Source organism: Mesorhizobium sp. IMUNJ 23232 (assembly GCF_044326205.1).
In the GTDB taxonomy this organism is placed as follows: Bacteria; Pseudomonadota; Alphaproteobacteria; order Rhizobiales; family Rhizobiaceae; genus Kumtagia.
The window spans coordinates 25333-48215 of record NZ_JBIRCY010000055.1; the positions used below are offsets into that span (position 1 = coordinate 25333).

General features: G+C 64.0%; 24 protein-coding genes. 12 read left to right on the forward strand and 12 right to left on the reverse strand.

Annotated features, from left to right (window positions below):
• The first annotated feature begins 135 nt into the window (after window positions 1-135).
• Window positions 136-1086, forward strand: a complete 951-nt coding sequence (locus ACH196_RS29365) for an AEC family transporter (protein WP_396650392.1) — start codon at window positions 136-138, stop codon at window positions 1084-1086.
• 41 nt (window positions 1087-1127) lie between these two features.
• On the opposite strand, the gene ACH196_RS29370 is transcribed toward ACH196_RS29365, so the two are convergent.
• Window positions 1128-2279, reverse strand: coding sequence for a tetratricopeptide repeat protein (locus tag ACH196_RS29370; protein ID WP_396650393.1), 1152 nt, complete (start codon window positions 2277-2279; stop codon window positions 1128-1130).
• 374 nt (window positions 2280-2653) lie between these two features.
• On the opposite strand from ACH196_RS29370, the gene ACH196_RS29375 reads away from it, so the two are divergent.
• Window positions 2654-2980 (forward strand): hypothetical protein, encoded by a 327-nt coding sequence (locus tag ACH196_RS29375; protein WP_396650394.1) that lies wholly within the window; start codon window positions 2654-2656, stop codon window positions 2978-2980.
• 196 nt (window positions 2981-3176) lie between these two features.
• On the opposite strand, the gene ACH196_RS29380 is transcribed toward ACH196_RS29375, so the two are convergent.
• Window positions 3177-3440: a hypothetical protein gene (locus tag ACH196_RS29380; protein ID WP_396650395.1), complete on the reverse strand. Its 264-nt coding sequence runs from the start codon at window positions 3438-3440 to the stop codon at window positions 3177-3179.
• Window positions 3441-3732: 292 nt separating this feature from the next.
• Between ACH196_RS29380 and ACH196_RS29385 the strand changes: the two genes are divergently transcribed.
• Window positions 3733-5190 (forward strand): NAD-dependent succinate-semialdehyde dehydrogenase, encoded by a 1458-nt coding sequence (locus tag ACH196_RS29385; protein WP_396650396.1) that lies wholly within the window; start codon window positions 3733-3735, stop codon window positions 5188-5190.
• A gap of 41 nt (window positions 5191-5231) precedes the next feature.
• Complete coding sequence (locus ACH196_RS29390; RefSeq protein ID WP_396650397.1) at window positions 5232-6251, forward strand: aldose epimerase family protein; 1020 nt, start codon at window positions 5232-5234, stop codon at window positions 6249-6251.
• A gap of 90 nt (window positions 6252-6341) precedes the next feature.
• Here the strand turns inward: ACH196_RS29390 and ACH196_RS29395 are convergent, their stop codons facing one another.
• Window positions 6342-7265 carry a sugar kinase gene (locus tag ACH196_RS29395; RefSeq protein WP_396650398.1) on the reverse strand — a complete coding sequence of 308 codons (924 nt, stop codon included), beginning with the start codon at window positions 7263-7265 and terminating at the stop codon, window positions 6342-6344.
• 138 nt (window positions 7266-7403) lie between these two features.
• Here ACH196_RS29395 and ACH196_RS29400 point away from each other — a divergent pair, with 138 nt between their 5' ends.
• The gene (locus tag ACH196_RS29400) at window positions 7404-7844 is read left to right on the forward strand and encodes a FixH family protein (RefSeq protein ID WP_396650399.1); all 441 of its coding nucleotides are present in this window, start codon (window positions 7404-7406) and stop codon (window positions 7842-7844) included.
• A gap of 22 nt (window positions 7845-7866) precedes the next feature.
• Window positions 7867-9072, forward strand: a complete 1206-nt coding sequence (locus ACH196_RS29405) for a cytochrome-c peroxidase (RefSeq protein WP_396650400.1) — start codon at window positions 7867-7869, stop codon at window positions 9070-9072.
• Window positions 9073-9098: 26 nt separating this feature from the next.
• Here ACH196_RS29405 and ACH196_RS29410 read toward each other — a convergent pair whose 3' ends face one another.
• Both ACH196_RS29410 and ACH196_RS29415 read right to left on the reverse strand, forming a co-directional pair.
• Window positions 9099-9569 (reverse strand): TIGR03067 domain-containing protein, encoded by a 471-nt coding sequence (locus ACH196_RS29410; RefSeq protein ID WP_396650401.1) that lies wholly within the window; start codon window positions 9567-9569, stop codon window positions 9099-9101.
• A gap of 128 nt (window positions 9570-9697) precedes the next feature.
• Entirely contained in the window at window positions 9698-10150 is a 453-nt protein-coding gene (locus tag ACH196_RS29415; RefSeq protein ID WP_396650402.1) for an Lrp/AsnC family transcriptional regulator, read from the reverse strand.
• Window positions 10151-10296: 146 nt separating this feature from the next.
• On the opposite strand from ACH196_RS29415, the gene putA reads away from it, so the two are divergent.
• Complete coding sequence (putA, locus tag ACH196_RS29420) at window positions 10297-13917, forward strand: bifunctional proline dehydrogenase/L-glutamate gamma-semialdehyde dehydrogenase PutA (protein WP_396650403.1); 3621 nt, start codon at window positions 10297-10299, stop codon at window positions 13915-13917.
• Between the two features lie 6 nt (window positions 13918-13923).
• Here the strand turns inward: putA and ACH196_RS29425 are convergent, their stop codons facing one another.
• The 5 genes from ACH196_RS29425 to ACH196_RS29445 form a co-directional block, all read right to left on the reverse strand.
• Complete coding sequence (locus ACH196_RS29425) at window positions 13924-14292, reverse strand: bleomycin resistance protein (protein WP_396650404.1); 369 nt, start codon at window positions 14290-14292, stop codon at window positions 13924-13926.
• 2 nt (window positions 14293-14294) lie between these two features.
• Entirely contained in the window at window positions 14295-14609 is a 315-nt protein-coding gene (locus ACH196_RS29430) for an antibiotic biosynthesis monooxygenase family protein (RefSeq protein WP_396650405.1), read from the reverse strand.
• Window positions 14610-14631: 22 nt separating this feature from the next.
• Entirely contained in the window at window positions 14632-14889 is a 258-nt protein-coding gene (locus ACH196_RS29435) for a hypothetical protein (RefSeq protein WP_396650406.1), read from the reverse strand.
• Window positions 14890-15025: 136 nt separating this feature from the next.
• Window positions 15026-15466: a hypothetical protein gene (locus ACH196_RS29440; protein ID WP_396650407.1), complete on the reverse strand. Its 441-nt coding sequence runs from the start codon at window positions 15464-15466 to the stop codon at window positions 15026-15028.
• 2 nt (window positions 15467-15468) lie between these two features.
• Window positions 15469-17703 carry a TonB-dependent hemoglobin/transferrin/lactoferrin family receptor gene (locus ACH196_RS29445; RefSeq protein WP_396650408.1) on the reverse strand — a complete coding sequence of 745 codons (2235 nt, stop codon included), beginning with the start codon at window positions 17701-17703 and terminating at the stop codon, window positions 15469-15471.
• 204 nt (window positions 17704-17907) lie between these two features.
• Between ACH196_RS29445 and hemP the strand changes: the two genes are divergently transcribed.
• Genes hemP through ACH196_RS29470 form a run of 5 tightly spaced genes read left to right on the forward strand, consistent with a single transcriptional unit; the run spans window position 17908 to window position 22010 of the window.
• Window positions 17908-18117, forward strand: coding sequence for a hemin uptake protein HemP (gene hemP / locus ACH196_RS29450; RefSeq protein WP_396650409.1), 210 nt, complete (start codon window positions 17908-17910; stop codon window positions 18115-18117).
• A 7-nt stretch (window positions 18118-18124) separates the two neighbouring features.
• A complete protein-coding gene (locus ACH196_RS29455) occupies window positions 18125-19180 on the forward strand; it encodes a hemin-degrading factor (RefSeq protein ID WP_396650410.1) in 1056 nt (351 codons plus the stop codon).
• A 9-nt stretch (window positions 19181-19189) separates the two neighbouring features.
• Window positions 19190-20098, forward strand: a complete 909-nt coding sequence (locus ACH196_RS29460) for a hemin ABC transporter substrate-binding protein (RefSeq protein WP_396650411.1) — start codon at window positions 19190-19192, stop codon at window positions 20096-20098.
• Window positions 20099-20108: 10 nt separating this feature from the next.
• Window positions 20109-21209 (forward strand): FecCD family ABC transporter permease, encoded by a 1101-nt coding sequence (locus ACH196_RS29465; RefSeq protein ID WP_396650412.1) that lies wholly within the window; start codon window positions 20109-20111, stop codon window positions 21207-21209.
• A gap of 9 nt (window positions 21210-21218) precedes the next feature.
• Complete coding sequence (locus tag ACH196_RS29470; protein ID WP_396650413.1) at window positions 21219-22010, forward strand: heme ABC transporter ATP-binding protein; 792 nt, start codon at window positions 21219-21221, stop codon at window positions 22008-22010.
• Window positions 22011-22013: 3 nt separating this feature from the next.
• On the opposite strand, the gene rirA is transcribed toward ACH196_RS29470, so the two are convergent.
• Both rirA and ACH196_RS29480 read right to left on the reverse strand, forming a co-directional pair.
• Entirely contained in the window at window positions 22014-22478 is a 465-nt protein-coding gene (gene rirA / locus ACH196_RS29475; protein ID WP_396650414.1) for an iron-responsive transcriptional regulator RirA, read from the reverse strand.
• A 215-nt stretch (window positions 22479-22693) separates the two neighbouring features.
• Window positions 22694-22883, reverse strand: a 190-nt coding sequence (locus ACH196_RS29480; protein WP_396650415.1) for a hypothetical protein, incomplete at its 5' end; no start/stop codon positions are given.

The following is a 22883-nucleotide window of genomic DNA, read 5'->3' on the forward strand; positions in this document are numbered from 1 at the left end:
TGGCAAAGCTGTTTGAAAGACAAGCCGAGGCGGGCGTTGCGCAGGGCAGACGGCTCGCCTATCAAGGCAAAAATCCCTGACCGGCGCGGGATTTGCCCGAGCCGTCTCCTCCGCTCCCATCCCGCCGCCCGAAAAATGTCCCCGCTCGTAGAAACCGTCCTGTTCATCTTCGGCCTCGTCGCGCTTGGCTACATCGCCGGCGCAACCGGCTACCTGAAGATGCAGACGGGCGACGCGCTGTCAGAATTCGCTGTCGGCGTGGCGCTGCCGCTGCTCTTGTTCCGCACCATGGTGACCGCCGAGTTCCACGGTTCGGCGCCATGGGGCCTGTGGGGCGTCTATTTTTCGGCCGTCATCGTCGCCTGGACCGCCGGACATCTGCTGACCACGAATGTCTTCGGCCGCGATTCGAAAGCCGGCGTCGTCGGCGGCGTCTCGTCGGCCTTCTCCAACATCGTGCTGCTCGGCATCCCGTTCATGCTCGGCGTATTCGGGCAGCAGGGGTTCGAGGAACTGTCGCTGCTGATCTCTATCCACCTGCCGACGATGCTGATGGCCTCCATCATCCTGTTCCAGTTCTTCAGCCGGCGCGACGGCGAGCCCATGCACCCGCTCGTCATCATTCGTGACTTCTTGCGCAGGATTTTCACCAACCCGCTGATCCTCGGCATTTTTCTCGGCCTGCTGTGGCGGCTGACCGGTCTCGATCTTCCGGTTCTGGCGATGCGCTTCGTCGACGCGCTGGCCGGCATCGCGGCGCCGCTGGCGCTGTTCGCCATGGGGCTCGGCCTGAAGAAATTCGGTATTTCGGGAAACGTGCGCCCGGCGATCGTGCTGTCGATGGTGAAACTCGTCCTGATGCCGGCAACAGCGCTGGCGCTGGCCTGGGCGGTCGGCCTGCCGCCGCTGACGGCGAAAATCGCGGTCGCCGCGGCGGCGCTGCCGTCCGGCGTCAACTCCTACCTGATCGCCATACAGTTCCAGACCGGCCAGGCGCTGGCCTCCAACCAGATGACCATCGCCACCGCGCTGGCCGCCGTCACGATGACGGCGTGGATGGCGGTGCTGCAGATGGTGTTTGGCTAGCCCGTCCGCCACACGCGGTGCGCGCGGCGGCCGAAGGGCGATTACGCTTTCGCGACGTTCGCCAGGGCTCTCATCTCCTCGAGCTTGTTCCGGAAGGCGGCGCGATACGGATCGTGCTCCACCGCGCGCTCCAGGCACTTGATCGCCGCGCGCAGGCTTTTCTTGCCGGCGTAGATGCGGCCGAGCCCGTAATGGGAGAGGCCGAAGCTCGGCCATTGCGCCAGTATGTTCTTGTGGATGGCGACGGCCCCGACGAGGTCGCCCGTCTTCTCGGTTGCGGAAGCCAGAAGCAAGCGCGCGTCGCGCGAATTCGGATAGAGCGAAATGGCCCGCTGCAACACCGGAATCGCCTGCTTGGCCTTCTGCTGCTGAAGCAGCGCCCTGCCGAGGAACATCGTCGCATGTTCCGACGCCGGGTAGATCTCGACGGCCTTGCGTGCCAGGCCTTCCAGGTCGCCCCAGCGCTTCTCCTGGTTGGCGCAATAGGCCGCATAGAGCGCGTCTGGAAATCCGGAACGAAGTCCGGCGCCGGCATTGGAAACTTCGGGCAGCGGCCCGTCATTCAGCAACGCGTCGAAGAGCGGGTCGAGTTTCCCACGGTTGCGCAGGTGAGAAGGCGGCCCGTGTCCGACACCACGCAATGTCACGGTTTCCACCATCGGCAGGTCGGCGATATGCGCCGCCGCCGCCAGATCGACCGGCTCGCTTTCCCCGGCATAGACCACGATCCGCTGTCTCGCCTTGGCGACGAGTGGACGAAAATCGGTAAATTCGGGAACGAAATCCCGTAGCAACAGCCGCTGGACGTTGCCCCACGGGAAATTCAGATGGGTCTCGAAGCCCAGTCCCAGGACACGCGCGCCGAGAGGCACGCCGTACACGAGGGCACCAGACCCTCCCATCGAACCGCCGCATGTATAGATGTCCGTCGCGCCGAGCGCGTCTGCCCAGTTGCGGAATGCCTCGACCGTCGCGCCGTAGGAATCCCCAAGTCCGGGGATGCCCTTCATGTACCATTCGTTGCGGCCGTTGTTCACATAGATGACGCTGGCGTCGATCCTCTGGCCCATGTTCCACCAGTGGAACCGATTGTCCTCGACACCGGTTCCGGAAAAGAAGATGGCCAGCTTCTTCGAATCGCGGGGGATGACACGATAGCGCGGATGCTCGGTCGGTCCTGGTTTCGTTCTCATCTCTGGTGCACAAGTCCCTGATCGTCTGCCGTGGCTTCATAGCGATGAAATGCAAATGAGGCCAGATCATGTGAGCAGGGTGCCGCTTCGGCTCGCTATGGTGGCGCTATCCGCTCGACTGGTGACGCGCATCGCGCGGACCATTGCCGCCGTGTCGCAGGCGGTGTAGCCCCTACGTAAGTTACACCTCTCCGCTGGCGATGCCGGGCATTGTCGCTAAGGTGCTGCAATCCGCCGCGCCGCCAGTTTTTGAACGCGATAACATCGGCTGCCGGCTTGCAATGCGCGAAGCGGCGACTGAAGGATCTGTACCGCGATTGTGGTTTTAGAGACAATTAAAACGGCGTCGTGCCGGCATTTGAGGAGAAGACCCAATGACAATGAGACGGAAAAGCTACCTCTCGACAGGCGTTTTTGCCTTGCTCGTGCTGGCCGGTTGCCAGGGTTCTCCCGGTACGAGCGCTTCGGCATCGACGGGGCAAATCGTCTCGGCAGCCCAGATGCCCGACTTCTGCCGGCAGCAGTTCGCCAATCAAACGGGCGTGAGCCTCGGGGAAATCTCGACGGACAATCCCGTCGCTGGGGCTGGCGGCACAACGATCAGGGGTTCATGGACCTTGCCGAATGACGACGACACGGCGGGAACTTTCCAGTGCCGCTTTGGACCGAATGGCGCCTTCATGGGTGCAAACCAGATCTGAGACGCAGCGCCGCCTGCGCGCCGGCTACCGGGCTGTCCGGCGTCGCAGGCGCGGTTGCAATACGGCACGGCGTCGGCAGGCGGCGACCTCCGGTCGGATGATCATTGCCGCCGCGCCGGCCGCTGTCGCTGTGACGTTCTGGATGACGGTGGCAGTATTCGGGAAGGGGACTTTCCTGATCAGGATCAGGGAACCGCTATCCGTTGAGAATGGTGACGGCCACGAGCGCTATCATGACTGTGCATCCGAGGACAAAGATGATCGCCCATCCGTAAAGGACATTTCTGATGCCGCTCGTGGTCAATTGCCAGATCGGAATCTTGAACCGTCCTTTCTTGATGGATTCATACGTCGTATCGACCAGCACGGTCGTGCTGTTTGTCATGCCGAAAAGCTTTGAAAAGCGATAGACGACAAAGTAGATGGCAGCCACGGCAAAGGCCAAGATGACATATATCACTTCTGTCGCGCCTGTCTTTTGGAGCCTGCCAAGCCTCGCTCCAGAATAAAGCAAAAGTCGGCAATTTCCAGATCATGTGCTGAAGACCGGAAAGTCTCGGGGTCGGAAACAGACCGGATCGATCCCGAAGGCCAGGGAGTCGCGTCCCATGCCATGCCATCCGTTCACCGCCTTCTGCGCCAATTGATCCTTCGCCCCCGGAAGGCTAAGACGGCGGCCACCATCCGCCGCCCAGGCGGTGCCGCTTCAACCCGTGAGCCGTGCGTTCCCGCGAACGCCCAGGGAGAGAAACATGCTCCAGAAAACCAGCCATTTCATGCGGCAGGCGAATTTCATCGGCGGCGAATGGGTGCAGGCGGATTCCGGCGCGACGATCGACGTCAACAATCCGGCCACAGGCTTGACCATCGGCACCGTGCCGAAATCCGGCAAGGCTGAGACTCGCCGCGCCATCGAGGCGGCGGACGCCGCTTTCCAGACCTGGAAGAAGACGTCCGTGCTGGAGCGCCACAAGCTGCTGCGAAAACTGCACGACGCGATCATGGACAACCAGCAGCCGTTGGCCGAGTTGCTCACCATGGAGCAGGGCAAGTCTCTGACCGAATCTAAGGGCGAGATCGCGATTTCCGCTTCCTACGTGCTGTGGTTCGCCGAGGAAGGGCGCCGCGCCTATGGCGACGTCGTGCCGTCGCCGTGGGGCGACCGCCGCATCCTCGTTACCAAGGAGCCGACAGGCGTCATTGCTGCAATCACGCCGTGGAACTTCCCGTCCTCCATGCTGTCACGAAAAATCGCGCCGGCGCTGGCCGCCGGCTGCACGGCGGTTATCAAGCCCGCCTCGCAGACGCCCTATTCAGGCCTTGCCTGGGGCGCGCTGTGCGAGGAGGCAGGTTTCCCCAAGGGCACGGTCAACATCGTCACCGGCTCGGCTTCCGAGATCGGCGACGAGATCTGCGCCAACCCGTTGGTCAAGAAGATCACCTTCACCGGCTCGACCGAGGTCGGCAAGATGCTGATGGCAAAGGCCGCCGCGACCGTGAAGAAGGTGTCGATGGAACTCGGCGGCAATGCGCCGTTCCTGGTCTTCGACGACGCCGACATTTCGCGCGCCGTCGAGGGTGCGATGGTCGCGAAATATCGCAATTCCGGCCAGACCTGCGTCTGCACCAACCGTTTCTTCGTACAGGCTGGCGTTTACGACGCCTTCGTCGAGAAATTGGCGGAGGCGAGCAACAAGCTGAAAGTCGGCGCCGGCCTGGAGGAGGGCACCCAGCAGGGGCCGTTGATCGACGAGAAGGCTGTCGAGAAGGTCGAGGAATTTGTCGCCGACGCCAAGGCCAAGGGCGGCAAGGTCGTCTCCGGCGGCAAGCGCCATGCGCTCGGCGGCTCGTTCTTCGAGCCCACCGTGATCGCTGACGCCACGCCCGACATGATGTTCATGAAGGAAGAGATCTTTGGACCGGTCGCTCCGGTGTTCAGGTTCGAGACCGAGGAAGAGGGCATAAAACTCGCCAACGATACCGAATTCGGCCTCGCCTCCTATTTTTACACCGGCAGCCTCGGCCGCGCCTTCCGCGTCATGGAAGGCCTGAAATACGGCATGGTCGGCGTCAACGAGGGCCTGATCACCACTGTCGAAGCGCCGTTCGGCGGCGTCAAGGAATCTGGCATCGGCCGCGAGGGCGGCCATCAGGGCATCGAAGACTATCTCGACACCAAATATGTCTGCATCGGCGGCCTGGGGCTCTGAGCGCTGACAAGGGCGAGGCTAGCAGGGGAGGCGGCGGCGCGATGGATTTTGGCGAGGTTTTCGGTACGACGCCGGCCGGCGAGCCTGTCCGCCGCGTGACGATTCGGGGCGGCGGGTTGACGGCCAACATCCTGTCCTGGGGCGCCATCCTGCAGGATTTGCGGTTGGAAAGGCATGATGCGCCGCTGACGCTGGGTTTCGAGCGTATGGACGACTATCTGAAGTTCCCCAACTATTTTGGCGCGGTGATCGGCCGCCATGCCAACCGCATCCGCGATGGCCGCTTCAGCATCGACGGCAAAAACTACGCCATTGATGCCGAGCATCCGGAAAAGCACGGGCTGCATGGCGGGCCGGATGGTTATGCCCGCCGCAACTGGACGATCGAGGATTCGGGCTCCGATTTCGTCACGCTCTCGCTGGCTGACCCCAGCGGTTTCATGGGTTTTCCGGGCGCGCTTGAGGCTCGCTGCACGTACCGGCTGAGCGGGCAGGGCGCGCTGTCGCTCGAACTCACCGCGACGGCCGACCAGCCGACGCTCTGCAACCTCACCAGCCACGCCTATTTCAATCTCGACGATGGCGGCGAGACCGACACCGGCAATCACCAACTTGCGATCTTTGCCGACGCCTACCTGCCGGTCGACGAGCAACTGATCCCGACCGGCGAGGTAAAGCCGGTCGCCGGCACCGAGTTCGATTTTCGCGAGCTGCGAAATATCCGTCCCATGCCGAAGGCGGACCTTGTCCGCTACGACAACAATTTTTGCCTCTCGGCTGCCCGGCGTGAGCTTAGCCTCGCCGCCCGTGCTCGGGGAGCGACCTCGCGCGTCGAGATGGAAGTGTGGACGACGGAACCCGGTGTACAGTTCTACGCCGGCCATTATGTCGACCTCGACGCCATCGGCCTTGGCGGCCGCCGCTACCGGCCGTTTTCCAGCTTCTGCCTGGAAGCGCAGACCTGGCCCGATTCGCCCAACCACCCGCATTTCCCGCAGGCGGTTCTTAGGCCCGGCGAGACTTATCGGCACGTTACTGAGTTCAGGTTTCGGCGAGGCTGAAACCACCAAAGCTAAGAAATGAAAATCACTCTCGCGGCGATGGCGACGGCCACAAAACAAGCGCGAGGCCTTAAAAACAATCGCTTGCCGCTATCCGTTGAAGGCGGTCCTTAGCATGTCGAACGGCGCCAGCGCGCCGCGCACCTGGATCACCGCGCCGGCGACCCGATGCGCGCGGACAGCCGCCTCCACCGGCGCATCTCCCGCAAGCCTGGCAGCCAGATAAGCCCCGTTGAAACTGTCGCCGGCGCCTGTCGTGTCGACGGGAGTCGCAACGTCCGTCGCGGGCACATGGTGACGGTCTTCATAATGCAGGATCAGCGCCGGCGCCTCACCGTCCTTGACCACGATTTCCGCGACGCCCAGTTTTTCCAAGCGCTTGGCGGTGTCTTCCGAAGTTTTGTCGCCGAACAGCGCCTGCTCGTCGGGGAAGGTCGGCAGGGCAATGTCGGTGGTTGCCAGGGCCTGCTCGATCGCCGTCTTGGCGGTCTCGGCATCAGGCCACAAGCGCGGGCGGTAGTTTGGATCGAAGGCGATGCGCGCCCCTTTTTCGCGTGCTACCGCCAGCGCCCCGAAAAGCACGCTGCGCGCATTTTCCGAAAGAATTGCCAAGGTAATTCCGGAAAAATACACAAGCGCCCGGTTTTCAAGGCTTTTTTGCAGGGCGGCGGGGTCCTTCGCCAGTTGCCGCGCCGCCGCATCGGAGCGCCAGTAGGTGAAGGAGCGCTCGGCTCCGGTCAGGGTTATCGCATAGAGACCGGGCCTCGCTCCGGGGATGACCGGGCTCGCCGCGATACCGATCCCATTGGCGGAAAAGAACTCTATCTGCTTGATTGAAAAGGGATCGTCGCCGAAGGCCGAGACATAGTCGGCGTCATGTTCCGGCTCGGTCAATGCCCGCAGCGTCCACAGCGTGTTGAACGTGTCGCCGGCATAACCCATGCGCCACTGTTCGCCGCCCTGGCCGGAAAGTTCCAGCATGCATTCGCCGACGGACGCAATTCCCTGAGCCAAGTTCTTGCCTCCCCAAATGCCTGGATTTACGGCCTTTTGCCATCTGCGCCGGCATGCGGCAACCCGGCGCACACGGTGGCTTCCCGTTTTGCCCGCAAAGTCCTAAATTCGCGCGAAACCGCCTTCGGAAAAATTCCCATGCGCAAAATTCCCTGGGGGATGATCGTCGTCCCGGTCCTCGCCGTCATCGCTATCTTCTGCTTTGCCCAGATCTATCTGACCGCGCCGCGCCACGACGGTCCCGACGTCGCCCGCGCCAAGCGCACCGAGAACAAGCGCTTCGTCGCCAGCATCGCGCCGGAGGGCGGCGAGCCGAAGGTCGGGCCGCTAACGTCCTGGATTCTCACGGTGCGCTTCCCCAACGGCCACCCGGTTCGCGACGCCGCGATCTCGGTGGACGGCGGCATGCCTGACCATAGCCATGGCCTGCCGACAAAGCCGACGGTGACCGCCGACCTCGGCGAGGGGCACTACCGCATCGAGGGCCTTAAGTTCACCATGCCCGGTGTATGGGAGCTGAAATTCGATATTTCGATCAAGGACGAGAAGGATGAGGCCGTGTTCAACGTTGTTCTCTAGGGATCACTCTGGATGAAGAACAATGCCGCGCCGCCTCGCCCTTCTGCTCGTACTTGGGCTTTTCGTGCTGCCGGCGGGCTGCGATGGGCCGGATTTCTCCGAGGCTGAGAAGGCAACCATCGCCTCGCTGTCGCTTTCGGCGCTGAAGCCGCTGCCGCCGGACCCGACCAACAAATACGCCGACAGACCGGGGCCGGCCGCCTTTGGCGCGACGCTGTTCTTCGAGCAAAGGCTCAGCCGCGACGGCAATGTAGCCTGCTCGACCTGCCACATGATCGACCGGCAGTTCCAGGACGACCGGCCCTTCGGCGTTGGCGCCGGCGAATCGAACCGGCGCACCATGCCGTTGGCCGGCGTCGCCTATGGGCCCTGGTTCTTCTGGGATGGGCGCCGCGACAGTCTCTGGGCGCAGGCGCTGACACCTCTTGAGGATTTGCAGGAGCACGCTGGCACACGCACCGCATACGCGCACCTGATGACGCGCGAATTCAAGACCCGCTACGAGCGCATTTTTGGGCCTTTGCCGGATATGTCCACTCTGCCAGCCTCTGCCGGGCCACGCGGAACACCTGCGGAGCAGGCCGCGTGGACGGCAATGACCGAAGACCAGCGCGACGGCATCGACACCGTTTTCGCCAATATCGGCAAGGCAATAGCCGCCTTCGAACGCACGATCGTCCACAAGCCAACGCGTTTCGACCGCTTTACCGATGCAATCGCCGCCGGGCGGACGCCGGAGGGCGATGCTGCCTTCACCGACGAGGAGGTGCTGGGCTTAAAACTGTTCATCGGCAAGGCACGATGCTCGACCTGCCACAACGGCCCGCGCTTCACCGACGAGCATTTCCACAACACCGGCGTGCCGCCGGCCGATGGCAAGCCGGCCGATCTCGGCCGCGAGACCGGTGCCCCGGAAGTTCTCGCCGATCCGTTCAACTGCCTCGGCCGTTTCCGCGACGGCGATGAAAGCGCCTGCGGCGAACTTCTCTACATGGTGCGAGATGGCCCGGAACTGAGGCATGCCTACAAGACGCCGTCGCTGCGCGGGGCGGCTACTCGCCCGCCCTATATGCATGCCGGGCAATTCGAGACGCTAGAGCAGGTGGTCGATCACTATACGGCTGCACAGCAGTCAGCCGGCGGCACCTCGGAATTGCAGCCACTGCGGCTCTCGGATCGCGAAAAGGCCGCTCTGGTGGCGTTTTTGCGGACACTGTTGGAGGAGTAGGGAGAGGCCTGTCGCGCCGTGCCCTCTCACGGCTTGGCGCGTTCGAAGATGAACAGCGCGTGACCCGAACCGCTTGCCGCCTCAAAGGCAGTGGGCCGAACCGCATCCAGGTTCGGAGAATTGTCGCAGATGCTTAGCGTTTCTCCCTCGAGTACATAGATGCCCTTCCAGGTCGCGCCGGCTGCGTCGCCTTGGGTGTTGACGAAATCGATCGAAGCAGGCTTGGCGGACGGATCAATACTGGTCGTGCCGGCAAAGATGATTTGCCCTCCGCTCGACTGGATCTGAAAATTACCGCCATCGAAGGTCAGCCGGTGGCCCACGAGATTCTCTGCCGGCTTGCCGTCCGAAATGACCTTGGTCGCGACCCATGCGCCCTGCAGGGGATCGGCGGCAACAGCGAAACCAGCATTCCCAAAAGCCGCCGCCGTTATCCCCAGCCACAGCAAAACCAGCGGAAAACGCCGTCGGTTGAGTTCCTTGAAATCGCGGCGCATGCCTGATCTCCCTTTTCGATGTCCCGCGCGGCGGAAGCCGATGCCGCAGATGCGTTTTACGACGACGAACGCGGTGCTGCCAGATGGTGCGTAGCTGCCGGGCGGCGAGGCGCATCCACGCACGGCGTCTACCGGTCCTTCACCGTTTCCATGGCCACAAACGTCGAGGTCTGCGCCACATGCGGCAGGGCAGAGATGCGCTCGCCGAGCACGCGGCGGTAGGCGGCGATGTCGCGGGTGCGGACTTTCAGCAGATAGTCGAAGCTTGCCGCCATCATGTGGCACTGCTCGATCTCCGGCACGGCCTGCACCGCGCGGTTGAATTCGGCCAGCGCCAGCGAGCGGGTGTCGGAGAGTTTGACCTGCACGAAGGCAACATGGCCTTCACCCATGCGTTCGCGGTCGATGACCGCCGAATAGCCACGGATAAAGCCGTCCTTCTCAAGCCTGCGGACACGGGCCTGGACCGGTGTCTTCGACAAGCCCACCTTACCGGCGAGCTCGTTGGCCGACAGCCGAGCGTCACGCGCCAGCGCTGCAAGAATGTTTCGGTCGATACGGTCCAATTGGTCTTCAATCATCGAAATCTTGGCCCAAAGCGATCGGGTTTTCCTCATAGAATAGTTCGATTGGGCCGCAAATGCCAGAAGTTTGGACCCTTGAGGAAAGCGGTGCATGATAGACACCGCGCCATCCTCTTTTCACCGCCGCAATCCACAGGATCGCCATGACCGCGCCCTCGCTCGACGTGCTTCGTAGCCATATCCGCGAAAATTATCTGCCAGACGAGGACACCGCGCTTGCAAGGCTTACCGAGCTTGCGGCGCTGTCGCCCGAGCAGCGCAAGGCGATTTCCGCGCGTGCCGCCGAGCTGGTGCGGGCGGTGAGGGCCTCCTCCGATCCCCGGCTGATGGAAGTCTTCCTCTCCGCCTACGGGCTGTCGACCAAGGAGGGCGTGGCGCTGATGTGCCTTGCCGAGGCACTGCTGCGCGTCCCCGATACGCAGACCATGGACGATCTGATCCAGGACAAGATCGCGCCGCACGACTGGTCGGCGCATTCGGGCGAATCGAGCTCGATCTTCGTCAACGCCTCGACCTGGGCCCTGATGTTGACCGGCCGGGTGCTCGACGACGCCGACGACGGGATAGCCGGCACGCTGCGCTCGATGGTGCGCCGGCTGGGCGAGCCGGTCATCCGCCGCGCGGTGTCGGCCGCCATGCGCGAGATGGGCGAGCAGTTCGTGCTCGGCCGCACCATCGACGAGGCGGTGCGCCGCGGCGGCGACATGTTGGAAAAGGGTTATCTCTATTCCTATGACATGCTGGGTGAGGCCGCCCGCACCGAAGCCGACGCGCTGCGCTACCTCAAGGCCTATGCCGACGCCATCTCGTCGCTCAACAGCGGCACGGACGGTCCCGACATCCGCACCAATCCCGGCATTTCGGTAAAACTCTCGGCGATCCATCCGCGCTACGAGCAGGCGCAGCGCGAGGCGATGCTGCCGGTGATGAGCGAGCGGCTCCTGTCGCTGGCGCTGGCGGCGAGCCATGCCCGCATGGGGCTCAACATTGACGCCGAGGAGGCCGACCGGCTCGACCTGTCGCTCGACGTGATCGAGCGGGTGTTGGCCGATGAGCGGCTAGCCGAATGGGACGGTTTTGGCGTCGTGGTGCAGGCCTATGGCCCGCGCGCGGCGTTCGTCATCGACTGGCTCTACGCGCTGGCGCAAAAGCTCGACCGCACCATCATGGTGCGGCTGGTCAAGGGCGCCTACTGGGACACGGAGATCAAGCGGGCGCAGGTGCTGGGGCTGTCCGACTATCCGGTGTTTACGCGCAAGGTGAACACCGACGTTTCCTACGTCGCCTGCGCGAAAAAGCTGTTGTCGATGACTGACCGCATCTATCCGCAATTCGCCACGCACAACGCGCACACCGTGGCGGCCATCCTGCGCATGGCGCCCGACCGCGAAAAATTCGAGTTCCAGCGGCTGCACGGCATGGGTGAGGCGCTGCACGAGACGGTGCGCAAGGCCGAGGGCACGCGCTGCCGCATCTATGCGCCGGTGGGGGCGCATTCCGACCTGCTTGCCTATCTGGTCCGCCGGCTGCTGGAAAACGGCGCCAATTCCTCCTTCGTGCACCAGGTAACCGACGAGGACGTGCCGCCGGAGGAGATTGCGCGCGACCCGTTCGCGGTGGTCGAGAAGCAGGGACTGGCCGCCAATCCGGCGATTGCAAAACCAGCAGCGATTTTCGGTGCAGGCAGGCGCAACGCGCGGGGCTGGGACGTGACCGATCCCATCACTCTCGGCGAGATCGACAAGGCGAGAGCGGCTTTCGTTGGCCCGGAACGCTGGGCCGCCGGGCCGGCGCCCAAGGCGGCGGGCTATGGTTCGAAACGGCCGGTGACCAACCCGGCAAGGCCGAGTGACATCGTCGGCTCGGTCACCGAAGCCAGCGCCAAGCAGGTTGCCGCCTCCGTGAAATCCGCTGCGGCCGCCCAGCCCGCCTGGGCAAAACGCCCCGTCGCCGAGCGCGCGGAAATCCTGCGCCGCGCCGCCGAACTCTATGAGGCGAATTCAGCCGAGTTCTTCGCGCTCTGCACCCGTGAGGCTGGCAAGACGCTGGCCGACGGTGTCGCGGAAGTGCGCGAGGCGGTCGACTTCCTGCGCTACTACGCGACCGAGGCGGCGAGGGTCGAACCGGGCACGCAGGCGCGGGGCGTCATCGCCTGTATCTCGCCGTGGAATTTCCCCTTGGCGATTTTCACCGGCCAGGTCGCTGCTGCGCTGGTCACCGGCAACGCCGTCATCGCCAAGCCGGCCGAACAGACACCGCTGATCGCCGCAAAGGCGGTGGACCTGCTACATCGGGCTGGCGTGCCGGCCGAGGTGCTGCATCTCCTGCCGGGTGACGGGCCGTCGGTCGGCGCACCGCTGACCGCCGATCCGCGCATTGCCGGCGTCTGCTTCACCGGTTCGACCGAGGTCGCGAAGCTGATCGAAAAGCAGCTTGCCGAGACGGCGGCGCCGGACGCCATGCTGATCGCCGAGACCGGCGGTCTCAATGCGATGATCGTCGATTCGACCGCGCTGCCGGAACAGGCGGTGCGCGACATCCTCGCCTCGTCCTTCCAGAGCGCCGGCCAGCGCTGCTCGGCGCTGCGTGTCCTCTATGTCCAGAAGGACGTGGAAAAGAAAATGCTCGAAATGCTGGAAGGAGCGCTGAAGGCGCTGAAGGTCGGCGATCCCTGGCAGATTTCGACCGATGTCGGGCCGGTGATCGACGACGAGGCGCGGCAGTCCATCCTCTCCTACTGCAAAGAGATGGAGGGTAAAGGGAAACTGATCACAAAACTTGATGCGCCGACGGAGGGCCGTTTCGTCGCTCCGCACATCTTTCGCGTTTCGGGCATCGACGAGATGAGGAAGGAAGTCTTTGGCCCGGTGCTGCATGTTGCCACCTTCGGGGCGGACGACATCGACCATGTGATCTCGTCGATCAACCGCAAGGGTTATGGCCTGACCTTTGGCCTGCACACGCGCATAGAAGCTAGGGTGCAGCACATCGTCGACGGCGTGCATGCCGGCAACATCTACGTCAACCGCAACCAGATCGGTGCCGTGGTCGGCTCGCAGCCTTTCGGTGGCGAGGGGCTTTCCGGCACCGGGCCAAAGGCCGGCGGGCCTCACTATCTGCGCCGGTTCCGCAAATCAGCGGAAGCCGGCACGGAAATCGGCGAGGGGCACAAGGTGACGGCCACTGAACTCGCCGATGCGCTGCCCGACCCCGCAGATGGCGGCTGGTCGACGCGCACCGACCGCGTGCCGGCGCTTCGCAAGGTGTTGCGCGGCAAGGCGGCCGAGGCGATCGCGGCCGCCGCCGCGACCGATTTCGGTCCTGTCGACCTGCCCGGACCGACCGGCGAGGCCAATACGCTGACGCTGCATCCGCGCGGGAAAGTGCTGTGCCTCGGCCCCGATGGCGAAACGCTGCTGGCGCAGGTTGTGCAGGCGCTCGCCGCCGGCAATGCAGTGCTGGCGGTGGCGCCGGGTGCGCCGGCCGCCTTGCAGCCGCTCACCGGTAAGGGGTTTCCGCTGGCGGTGATCGACGGCCGGCCAGACCCGGTCGAATCGCGGGCGCTTGGCGTCGACGCGGTGGCGTTTTCGGGCACGCCGGATGCGATGCGGGTCGTGCGTCGCGTACTAGCCGACCATTCCGGTCCGATCGTGCCGCTGATCAGCGAGGTGCTGAACCCGGCCGCCTATGCGCATGAGCGCTCGGTCTGCGTCGACACCACAGCGGCCGGCGGCAATGCCAGCCTGCTGGCGGGAGCGGGGTGACGGAGCTCAACCCTCTTCGGGAATGCAGCCGAAGCGTAGCAGATTGCCGTGCGGGTCGTGGACGTAAAACTCCTTCATATTCCACGGCCGCACGCTGAACGGCGTCAGGCCCGGCACGGCTCGCTCCGAAAACTCCGCGTGAAGGCGAGAGACTTCGCCACCGCGGATGTAGCAGGACGAGACTTTCGGTAGGTCGCGGTCCGGCGTCAGCCAGAAATGGATTTCGATCTCGCCGCGCCGGACGATGAGATAGGCGTCCATGTCCGGCGCGACCGTTTCGAAGCCGAGACGGTCGCGATAGAAGGCCCGGCTCTCCGCGATGTCCGGCGAGGGCAGGATCGGGATCGAGCGCGCCGGATCGGAGACGGGCTGCATCGTCAGGCGCCTTCTACCACCGAAAATCCCTCGAATTGCGGGTGGCCGATGTAGAGCGGCTTGTTCTGGCCGGCGTTGCGGTGGGCGGCGCGGAAATTTTCGGACTTGGTCCAGGCGATGAAATCGTCCTGGCTTGCCCACACCGTGTGCGAGGCGAACAGCGTATAACCTTCCGTTTCGTTTACGGGCCCGCGCAGCAAATGAAACTCGCGAAATCCCTTCATCTCGTTGAGGGTTGAATCGCGGCCCTTCCAGACGTCCTCGAACGCCTCTTCCGACCCGTTCTGCACCTTGAAGCGGTTCATGGCTATGTACATGGCTGTGTTCCTTTGTTGCCTGTCAGGATTTGACGCCGCGTGCGGCGTTTCTTGGAACCGGTCGGGCCGGAAAGCGGATGACGCCTTCGGGCAGATCGGCGGATGCCGGCGCGGCCGGATTGGGGCCAGCCTGCATATGCGTGGCGGCGCGATGGCGCGCAAGCTCTTCGACGTTGGGGCCGGCGGCAAGGCTCGCGCGGCGCTCGAGCAGGTCGAGCATCTTGGCGTTGAGGCCGTCGCCGCGATGCGCGGCCAGCCTGTGAAGGCGAAGAAAGTTCAAGCTCTTGGCTCCTTGTGAAGCGTGAGACAGGCAAGTGCTTCGGTCCGACTTGCCGGGCGTTCAAAATTGTCTGACGCTCGAACGGGGCAGGGCGAGGCCGTGTTCCAGCCGCGTATCCCTGGATGGGAATGGGTGGTCAAACGCCGAAGGCGATTTTGGCCTTGGTGCCGGGCGCCAGTTGCCGCATGCAGGCAGCGGGGTCCACGCCCTCGCCGGCGCAGTCGGTAGCGCGGTTGACCAGCACGCGGCTGATCTTCGCGCAGTCCAGGCCCGGCAGGTCGAATCGCGTCACCTTGGTCTTGCCGGCCGGCAGTTCCTTGAAGTCGAGCACGGTCAGCGTATCGACCACGCCCACCTCGTTGAACAGGGCGATCTCGAAGGCCGCCTTGGAAAGTTCGGCGCCGAGCCCGTTGGTGACGACGAAGGTCAGCCGGCAGCCTTTTTGCGATGGCTGCGCGGCGTTGAGTTCGAGTGCCAGGGCAGGCTTCGCAGCCTGCTCCTGTGCCGTCGCAATGCCGCTGGCGGCGGCGAGAGCTGCCGCCAGCAGAAGAGGTGTCGGTGCGATCGGGTGTTTCAAACTCAGCCTCCGAAACGCATGGTCGCAGCAAGCTTGACCGAGATTCCCGGCTCGTAGAGCGTGGTCGTGGTCGTGCCGTTCAGTGGATTGACGTATTGCTCGTCGAACAGGTTGTCGACGCGGAAATCCATGCGGAAATCCTCATTCGCCTGGTAGCTGGCGAACAGGTTCACCAGTGTATAGTCGTCGGCGACCGGGTTGCCCTTCGGCTTGCCATTGTACTGGACCTCGCCGCCGACGGTCAGCTTGTCCTCGAGGAAACGGAAGCCGATCTGTCCGGTGACCTGCGAGGAGGGGATCGTGGCGAGATCTTCGCGCTCGCCCGAGTAGGATACCGTGTAGCCGCTGATGATCGAGGCCGTCAGTCCGGCAAAACCCCAGCCGGCATCATAGACGCTCTCGAATTCGAAACCTTCGATCTTGGCATTGGCGAAGTTCTGGTACTGCGAACAGATCGGGATTGCGCCGGGGCCTGGTATGAACGGGCAGCCGCTGGTCGGATCGAAGGGCGAAAGCGTGGCGAGGCCGATGTAGTCGTCAATGTCGTTGTGGTAGTAGGCCGTCTTGATGCGCAGCCGGTCGTCGGCCTGGATCAGCCCATCCTGCGCGTAGTTGATGCCGAACTCCACCGTATGCGCGGTTTCGGGCTTTAGGTCCGGATTGGGCAGGAAGGGGAACACCACGCCGTTCGGATGCAGGCCGCTTATCAGCGTCTCGGACAGGGACGGCGCGCGATAGCCTTCCGCATAGGTGCCGTAGAATTGCAGGCCTTCGAGGCCGATGCTCTCGAAGGGCGACACGCCCACGGTGATGCGCGGCGAAAGCCTGTCGCCCGATACGTTGACGTCGTCATCGTCGAGTTTGTAGCTGTCGTAACGCAGCGCGCCGATGATCTCCAGCCACTCGTAAGTGAGCTTCTCCTGGATGTAGGCGCCGCCGAGGCGCCGCTTGCCCGACGGCGTGAACAGATCGTCGCCGCCTTCCGGACTGCTGGTCACGACGTCGTCCGTCACCCAGTCGCCGCCATAGGTCAATTCGTGCGCGATCACGCCGGTCTCGAACCGCGACGTGTTCCAGAGGTCGATGCCGTAGGTATCGAGATCGTAGCCGGTCTTGGAACCCTTCGGAATGATGATCGGCTGGCCGGTCACTGAGCTGAAACGGGTCACGTTCTGCCCGTAGGTCTGGTCGAGGGTGGCGATGTTGGCGGACAGGTTGACATGCAGGTCGAGCCAGCTCCTGTCGTCATCCGTGATGGTGTAGCGGCCCGTAAAAGTGTTCTGGCGCTGGTCGACGTCGTAGACGTCCGAGCCTTCGGTCCAGTTTTGCTTTTCGCCGACCCATCCGAGCTTCAACTCGCTGTTCTCGGTCGGGCGGATGGTGCTCTTCATCATTCCGGCCAGAATGTCGAAGCCGGTGCCGGAGACGTCGTTGCCGTCGCCATCCTTGTAGTCGTTGAAATTGCGGTAGACAATGTTGCCGAGCACGTCGACGGAGTCGTTGAATTTGTAGGCTCCGGTCGCGCTGGTGGTAAAGCCTTCGCCGTTGGTGTCGTAGCGGGCCGTCGTCGATGCGGCCCAGGTCTCGCCCGGGCGCAGAAAGTCTTCGGCGTCCTTGGTCTCGTAAAACACCACGCCGCCGATGGCGCCCGAACCGTAGGTGTTGGCAACCGGGCCGCGAATCACGTCGACCTGCTGAACGAGTTCCGGATCGATGAAGAAGACGGACTGGGTGCCGTGGCCGGAGCGCTGGAAATTCTGGCGGGCGCCGTCGACGATGACCGCGACGCGGCCGAAATCCTGCAGGCCGCGGATGTTGATGCTGGTGGCGCCGCGCTTGGCGTCCGTCTGGGCGGCGACGCCCGGAACACCGAAAAAGAGATCGCCGGGCGTCACCGCCATGCGGCGTTCAATCTGTGCCTGATCCACGTGGCTGACCGATGCCAGCGTGTCGATCGCCGATTCGCCGGTCTTGCTGACGATGGTGATCTGGTCGAGCACCGTGTTGCCGGCGGCGTTGACCGTCCCTTCCTCCGGCTTCTTCTCGCCCTGCTGTTCAGCGGTCGAAGCCTGTTCCTGGGTCGATAGTGGCTTCGGCTCTTCCTGTGCGAGGGCCGGTCCGCCAACCAGCGCCAGCGACGCCACGCCGGCGAGCAGCGCGATCCTTCTCTTCAGCGGCCGGACATCAGCCCCGCGCCCATTGTCCCGATTGTCGTGCCCCAAGCCGACAGCCCCCATGTCCCTACTCCTGCATGCGTCTGAAAAAATGCGGGGCTGGCGGGAGGCTGGCTGGCATTTTGGTGTTGCCCGTCAAATATGTTGACTTATTTTGTCCGGTATTGCACTCCCTATAAAACCTGATATTTTAAGTCAAGATAACAGGCGGCAAATTCCGGCAGACCGGCCGTGGCGGAACCCCGGCGACAGAGAGGGTCGATCGAGATGAACACGCACAACCCCAATGCTTTCTTCCGCGCGCGTCCCTATCCTACCGATGCGGCGCAACGTCCTGAATACAGGCGGCCCGTTGCGGTCCGCACACTGACCAGCCAGTCGCTTTTCCAGGGCGAGTTCGAGATCGGCATCGATCACGGCGGCTCGCTCTACCGGCTGAAGATCACCAGGCAGGGCAAGCTCATTCTCAACAAGTAGGACAGACATGGATCAGCGGGTGAAGCCGACGCCGGAGCAAATCCGGCGGGCGCGGGACGATAATTCGAAGATGCGCGAGCGCGACCTCGCCATCCAGCTCGGTATTTCCGAGGCGGAACTTGTTGCGGCGCATTGCGGCCTGGGCGTCGTGCGCATTGAGCCGCGCGTCAACGACCTGCTCGTCGGTCTGGAATCGGTGGGTGAGGTGATGGCGCTCACCCGCAACGACAGCGCGGTGCACGAAAAGATCGGCGTCTACGACAAGGTCTTTCCGGGCGAGCACAGCGCCATGGTACTGGGCGCCGACATCGACCTGCGGATATTTCTCGGCGTCTGGAAACACGGTTTTGCCGTCGAGAAACGCGACGGCGACGAAATCCGGCGCAGCCTGCAATTCTTCGATGCGGCCGGCGAAGCCGTGCACAAGGTGCATCTGCGCGCAGCATCGAATCTTTATGCCTATCAGAAACTGGTCGCCTCGCTGGAATCGACAAACCAGTCTCCGGTCGTCGATATCGAGACCGGCGAGGCCAAGGTCGAGGCCGACGATGAATCCGTTTCGCCGGACCTGCTGCGCGAGCGGTGGAACAGCCTGACCGACACGCACCAGTTTTTCGGCATGCTGCGCTCGCTGAAGATCAGCCGCCGCCGCGCCATGCGGCTGGCCGGTCCCGATCTCGCCTGGCAGCTCGACGGCGACGCGGTGGCCGCGCTGATGAATCTGGCGGCGCAGGACGCCATCCCGATCATGTGCTTCGTCGGCAGCCGCGGCTGCATCCAGATCCATTCCGGCCCGATCACGTCGATCAAGCCAATGGGTCCATGGATCAATGTTCTGGACGAGACCTTTCATCTGCATCTGCGCCTCGACCACATCCGCGAGACCTGGGTGGTGCGCAAGCCGACCAAGGATGGGCACGTCACTTCCGTCGAAGCCTATGACGGCGAGGGGCGGCTGATCATCCAGTTCTTCGGCAAGCGCCACGAAGGCGAGGGCGAGCGCGAGGACTGGCGCTTCCTGGCCGAGCATCTTCCCCGCATTCCCTGTTCCACTGCTGCGTGAAAGTTTGACATGACATCGTTCCGATCTGGCGGTTTGCCGCTGCGCCGCCTGCTTGCCGCCGTGCTTTTCACGGCGGCCGTTTCCGTTTCCGCGCAGGCCACGGAAGGCGTCAGCGTTTTTCCGGATCCCAATCGGATCGTTTCGGTCGGCGGATCAATCACCGAGATCATCTATGCGCTCGGCGAGGAGAAGCGGCTGATCGCCCGCGATTCGACCAGCGTCTATCCCGAAGCCGCCTTCAGCCTGCCCGATGTCGGCTACATGCGGGCGCTGTCGCCGGAGGGCGTGCTGTCGGTGAAGCCGAACGCCATCCTTGCGCTGCAGGGCAGCGGCCCCAAGGAAGCGGTCGACGTGCTGAAGAAGGCCAGCGTTCCCTATATCGAGGTGCCGGACCAGTTCGGCCACAAAGGCATCATCGACAAGATCATCGTCGTCGGCAAGGCGATCGGCGCCGACGACAAGGCGGCGCAGCTTGCCGCCAAGGTCGATGCCGACCTCAAGGCGGCGGAAGACCTTACCGCCGACATCGCCGAGCGCAAGCGCGTGCTGTTCGTGCTCAGCGTGCAGGACGGCAAGATTCTCGGCTCCGGCGCCGACACGGCGGCCGACGGCATCATAAAACTCGCCGGCGGCGTCAACGCCATCCAGGGTTTTTCGGGCTATCGCCAGCTTTCCGACGAGGCGATCATCACTGCAAAACCCGATCTCATCCTGATGATGAACCGGGGCGGCAACGAAGACCATGCGGCGACGGAGGCACAGCTTTTCTCGCTGCCGGCGATCCAGTCCACGCCTGCAGGGGAGAAACACCGCTTCGTGCGCATGAGCGGCTCCTATCTGCTCGGCTTCGGGCCGCGCACCGCGGACGCCATCCGCGATCTTGCGGCCGCTCTCTACGGCGACGCTATCAAGCAATAGGCGTGGTGGAATGTCGATCTCCAGCGCCGCCGTCACGGCAGCCGTGAGCCCTCCAGCCGCTGGCGACCGCTCGCAGCGCGCGCAGCTTGTGCTGATCCTGCTCTGCATCGCGCTAGTGTTCACGGCGGCGTTCGGCGTCTCGTCGGGTGCTTCCGACGCGTCGGCCCTTGCGGTGATGAAGGACTGGCTGCTGCAGGGGACTGGCGCGGATGCGGTGCTTACCGAGCGCGACCGGATCATCATCTACGATATCCGCCTGCCGCGCGTGGCGATGGGCATCATGGTCGGCGCAGGCCTCGCCGTGTCGGGGGCGGTCATGCAGGGGCTTTTCCGCAATCCGCTCGCCGATCCCGGCATCGTCGGCGTCTCCGCCGGCGCCAGCCTCGGCGCCGTGTCGGTGATCGTGCTGGGCACGACGGTGCTCGCGCCGGTGACGGCGCTGCTCGGGATCTATGCCCTGCCGCTGGCGGCTTTCGTCGGCAGCCTTTCGGTGACGCTGGTGCTCTATAAGGTGGCGACGCGGCGCGGGCAGACGTCGATCGCCACCATGCTGCTCGCCGGCATCGCGCTCGGCGCCATGGCGACGGCGCTGACCGGCCTGCTGATCTTCGTGGCGGACGACCGGCAATTGCGCGACCTGACCTTCTGGTCGTTGGGATCGCTGGCCGGCGCGACATGGACGAAGGTGTTCGCGGCCGGCAGCATTGTCGCGGTCGCGCTGGCGGTTTCGCCTTTCTTCGCGCGCGGGCTCAATGCGCTGGCGCTCGGCGAATCCAGCGCCGCCTATCTCGGCGTGCCGGTGCAGCGGCTGAAGCATGCCGCCATCCTCGTCGTCTCCGCGGCGACCGGTGCTTCGGTGGCGGTCAGCGGCGGCATCGCGTTCGTCGGCATCATCGTGCCGCATCTGCTCAGGCTGCTGATCGGTCCGGACAACCGCTACCTGCTGCCGTGCTCGGCGCTGCTCGGTGCCTGCCTGCTGCTGCTTGCGGATGCGCTGAGCCGCACCATCGTGGCGCCGGCGGAATTGCCGATCGGCATCGTCACGGCGGCGGCAGGCGGCCCGTTCTTCCTGTGGATATTGCTGCGCAAGCGCGGGATCCTGGACCTCTAGGAGGCAACGATGATCGAAGCCAGCAATGTCGGCGTCTCGATCGGCCCAGCGTGCATCGTCGAGGGCGTCGGCTTTTCCGCCGCGCCCGGACAGATCACCGCGATCGTCGGGCCTAACGGCTCCGGCAAGACGACTTTTCTCAAGGCCCTGACCGGCGACCTGCCGTATCGCGGCAGCATCACCTTCGAGGGGCGCGAGATTTCACGCACGACGCCACGTGAAGCCGCGGGCATGCGGGCCGTGCTGCCGCAATCGACGCAGCTCGCCTTTCCGTTCACGGTGCGCGAGATCGTGCGGCTCGGGCTGATGGGCGGCCGTTCGGGCGCGCTCGCCGGCGAGGCGGAGCGCCTGCCGGATCGGGCATTGGCGAAGGTCGACCTCGCCGGATTCGGCGGGCGATTCTACCAGGAGCTTTCGGGCGGCGAGCAGCAGCGCGTGCAGTTGGCCCGCGTGCTCTGCCAGGTCTGGGTGCCGGTGCTGGAGGGGCGGCCGCGCTATCTCTTCCTCGACGAGCCGGTCTCCAGCCTCGACATAAAACACCAGCTCGTCATCATGGATATCGCGCGCGACTATGCGCGCCGGGGCGGCGGCGTGGTTGCCATCCTGCACGACCTCAATCTGACGGCGATGTATGCCGACCGCGTCTTCGTCATGCATCGCGGCCGCGTGGCTGCCTCGGGAGAACCTCGCGAGGTTCTGAACGATGAGCTGATCGAAAGCGTGTTCGATTGCCGTCTGAGGGTAGGAGCGCTGCCAGCGGGCAACGTCCCGTTCGTGCTGCCGCAGTCGGTGGCGATGTAGCGGTCAGGCTGCCGGTGCGCGGATCGGCGCCAGCGCCTCGATCCCCAGCAGCGAGCGGACGTTGCTGCGCGACTTGACGAGATCGGCGATGGTATAGCGCTCGAGCACGGCGAAGAAGGCATTGAGCGCCTCGCGCAGCGCCGCGTTCAGCGCGCAACTGTCGATCAGCGGGCATTCGGCCGCGTCGTTTTCGAAACACTCGGCCATGGCAAAACTTTCCTCGGTGACGCGCACGACATCGAAGAGGTTGATCTTGTCGGCCGCCCGTCCGAGCCGCACGCCGCCGTTCCTGCCGCGCACCGTTTCGACAAGGCCGTTCTCGACCAGCGGCTGCAGGATCTTGAACAGGAAGAGTTCCGAGACCGTATAGGCCTCGGCGATCTCGGGGATGCGGCTCAGCCGCCCGTCATTGGCCGCGCAATACATCAGGATGCGCATGGCGTAATTGGTCTGGCGTGTCAGTCGCATGGTCGCTCCTTCCGCGCACGCGTTCGTTAGCTGAATATGGCCTATAGTTTGGAATAATTCCAGACAAGAGAATCAATTACTTGAATTTTTTTGTCATATTTTTGCTCGCATCGTTCCGGCTTTGCCAACGGATGAGCACAGATCGCCGCCACGCCCGGATCGTCCGGCCATTGGGTTTGTTGGAAAGTTTTCGAGATCCGGCCCGGCCGGCGGCGTCATGACGTATCCCGCCTCGGTGGCTCCAGCGCGTAGAACGCCATCGCATTGGCATGCGCCAGGATCTCGTCGACCTCGCGGATGTTCTTGCGTTTCGGCGCATCCGGGTCGAAGCGCGGCAATCTTCCGCCGGGCGGCCGCCCGCGCCGCAGCGGCGAAAAACGCCGGAAGCGGACCGGGCCCGGCTTG

Bases quoted from the DNA above. Each gene is read 5' to 3' on its own strand.
- ACH196_RS29365 (WP_396650392.1), top strand. From the start codon at position 136: ATGTCCCCGCTCGTAGAAACCGTCCTGTTCATCTTCGGCCTCGTCGCG.
- ACH196_RS29370 (WP_396650393.1), bottom strand. From the start codon at position 2,279: ATGAGAACGAAACCAGGACCGACCGAGCATCCGCGCTATCGTGTCATC.
- ACH196_RS29375 (WP_396650394.1), top strand. From the start codon at position 2,654: ATGACAATGAGACGGAAAAGCTACCTCTCGACAGGCGTTTTTGCCTTG.
- ACH196_RS29385 (WP_396650396.1), top strand. From the start codon at position 3,733: ATGCTCCAGAAAACCAGCCATTTCATGCGGCAGGCGAATTTCATCGGC.
- ACH196_RS29390 (WP_396650397.1), top strand. From the start codon at position 5,232: ATGGATTTTGGCGAGGTTTTCGGTACGACGCCGGCCGGCGAGCCTGTC.
- ACH196_RS29400 (WP_396650399.1), top strand. From the start codon at position 7,404: ATGCGCAAAATTCCCTGGGGGATGATCGTCGTCCCGGTCCTCGCCGTC.
- ACH196_RS29405 (WP_396650400.1), top strand. From the start codon at position 7,867: ATGCCGCGCCGCCTCGCCCTTCTGCTCGTACTTGGGCTTTTCGTGCTG.
- ACH196_RS29410 (WP_396650401.1), bottom strand. From the start codon at position 9,569: ATGCGCCGCGATTTCAAGGAACTCAACCGACGGCGTTTTCCGCTGGTT.
- ACH196_RS29415 (WP_396650402.1), bottom strand. From the start codon at position 10,150: ATGATTGAAGACCAATTGGACCGTATCGACCGAAACATTCTTGCAGCG.
- putA (WP_396650403.1), top strand. From the start codon at position 10,297: ATGACCGCGCCCTCGCTCGACGTGCTTCGTAGCCATATCCGCGAAAAT.
- ACH196_RS29425 (WP_396650404.1), bottom strand. From the start codon at position 14,292: ATGCAGCCCGTCTCCGATCCGGCGCGCTCGATCCCGATCCTGCCCTCG.
- ACH196_RS29430 (WP_396650405.1), bottom strand. From the start codon at position 14,609: ATGTACATAGCCATGAACCGCTTCAAGGTGCAGAACGGGTCGGAAGAG.
- ACH196_RS29445 (WP_396650408.1), bottom strand. From the start codon at position 17,703: ATGGGGGCTGTCGGCTTGGGGCACGACAATCGGGACAATGGGCGCGGG.
- hemP (WP_396650409.1), top strand. From the start codon at position 17,908: ATGAACACGCACAACCCCAATGCTTTCTTCCGCGCGCGTCCCTATCCT.
- ACH196_RS29455 (WP_396650410.1), top strand. From the start codon at position 18,125: ATGGATCAGCGGGTGAAGCCGACGCCGGAGCAAATCCGGCGGGCGCGG.
- ACH196_RS29460 (WP_396650411.1), top strand. From the start codon at position 19,190: ATGACATCGTTCCGATCTGGCGGTTTGCCGCTGCGCCGCCTGCTTGCC.
- ACH196_RS29465 (WP_396650412.1), top strand. From the start codon at position 20,109: ATGTCGATCTCCAGCGCCGCCGTCACGGCAGCCGTGAGCCCTCCAGCC.
- ACH196_RS29470 (WP_396650413.1), top strand. From the start codon at position 21,219: ATGATCGAAGCCAGCAATGTCGGCGTCTCGATCGGCCCAGCGTGCATC.
- rirA (WP_396650414.1), bottom strand. From the start codon at position 22,478: ATGCGACTGACACGCCAGACCAATTACGCCATGCGCATCCTGATGTAT.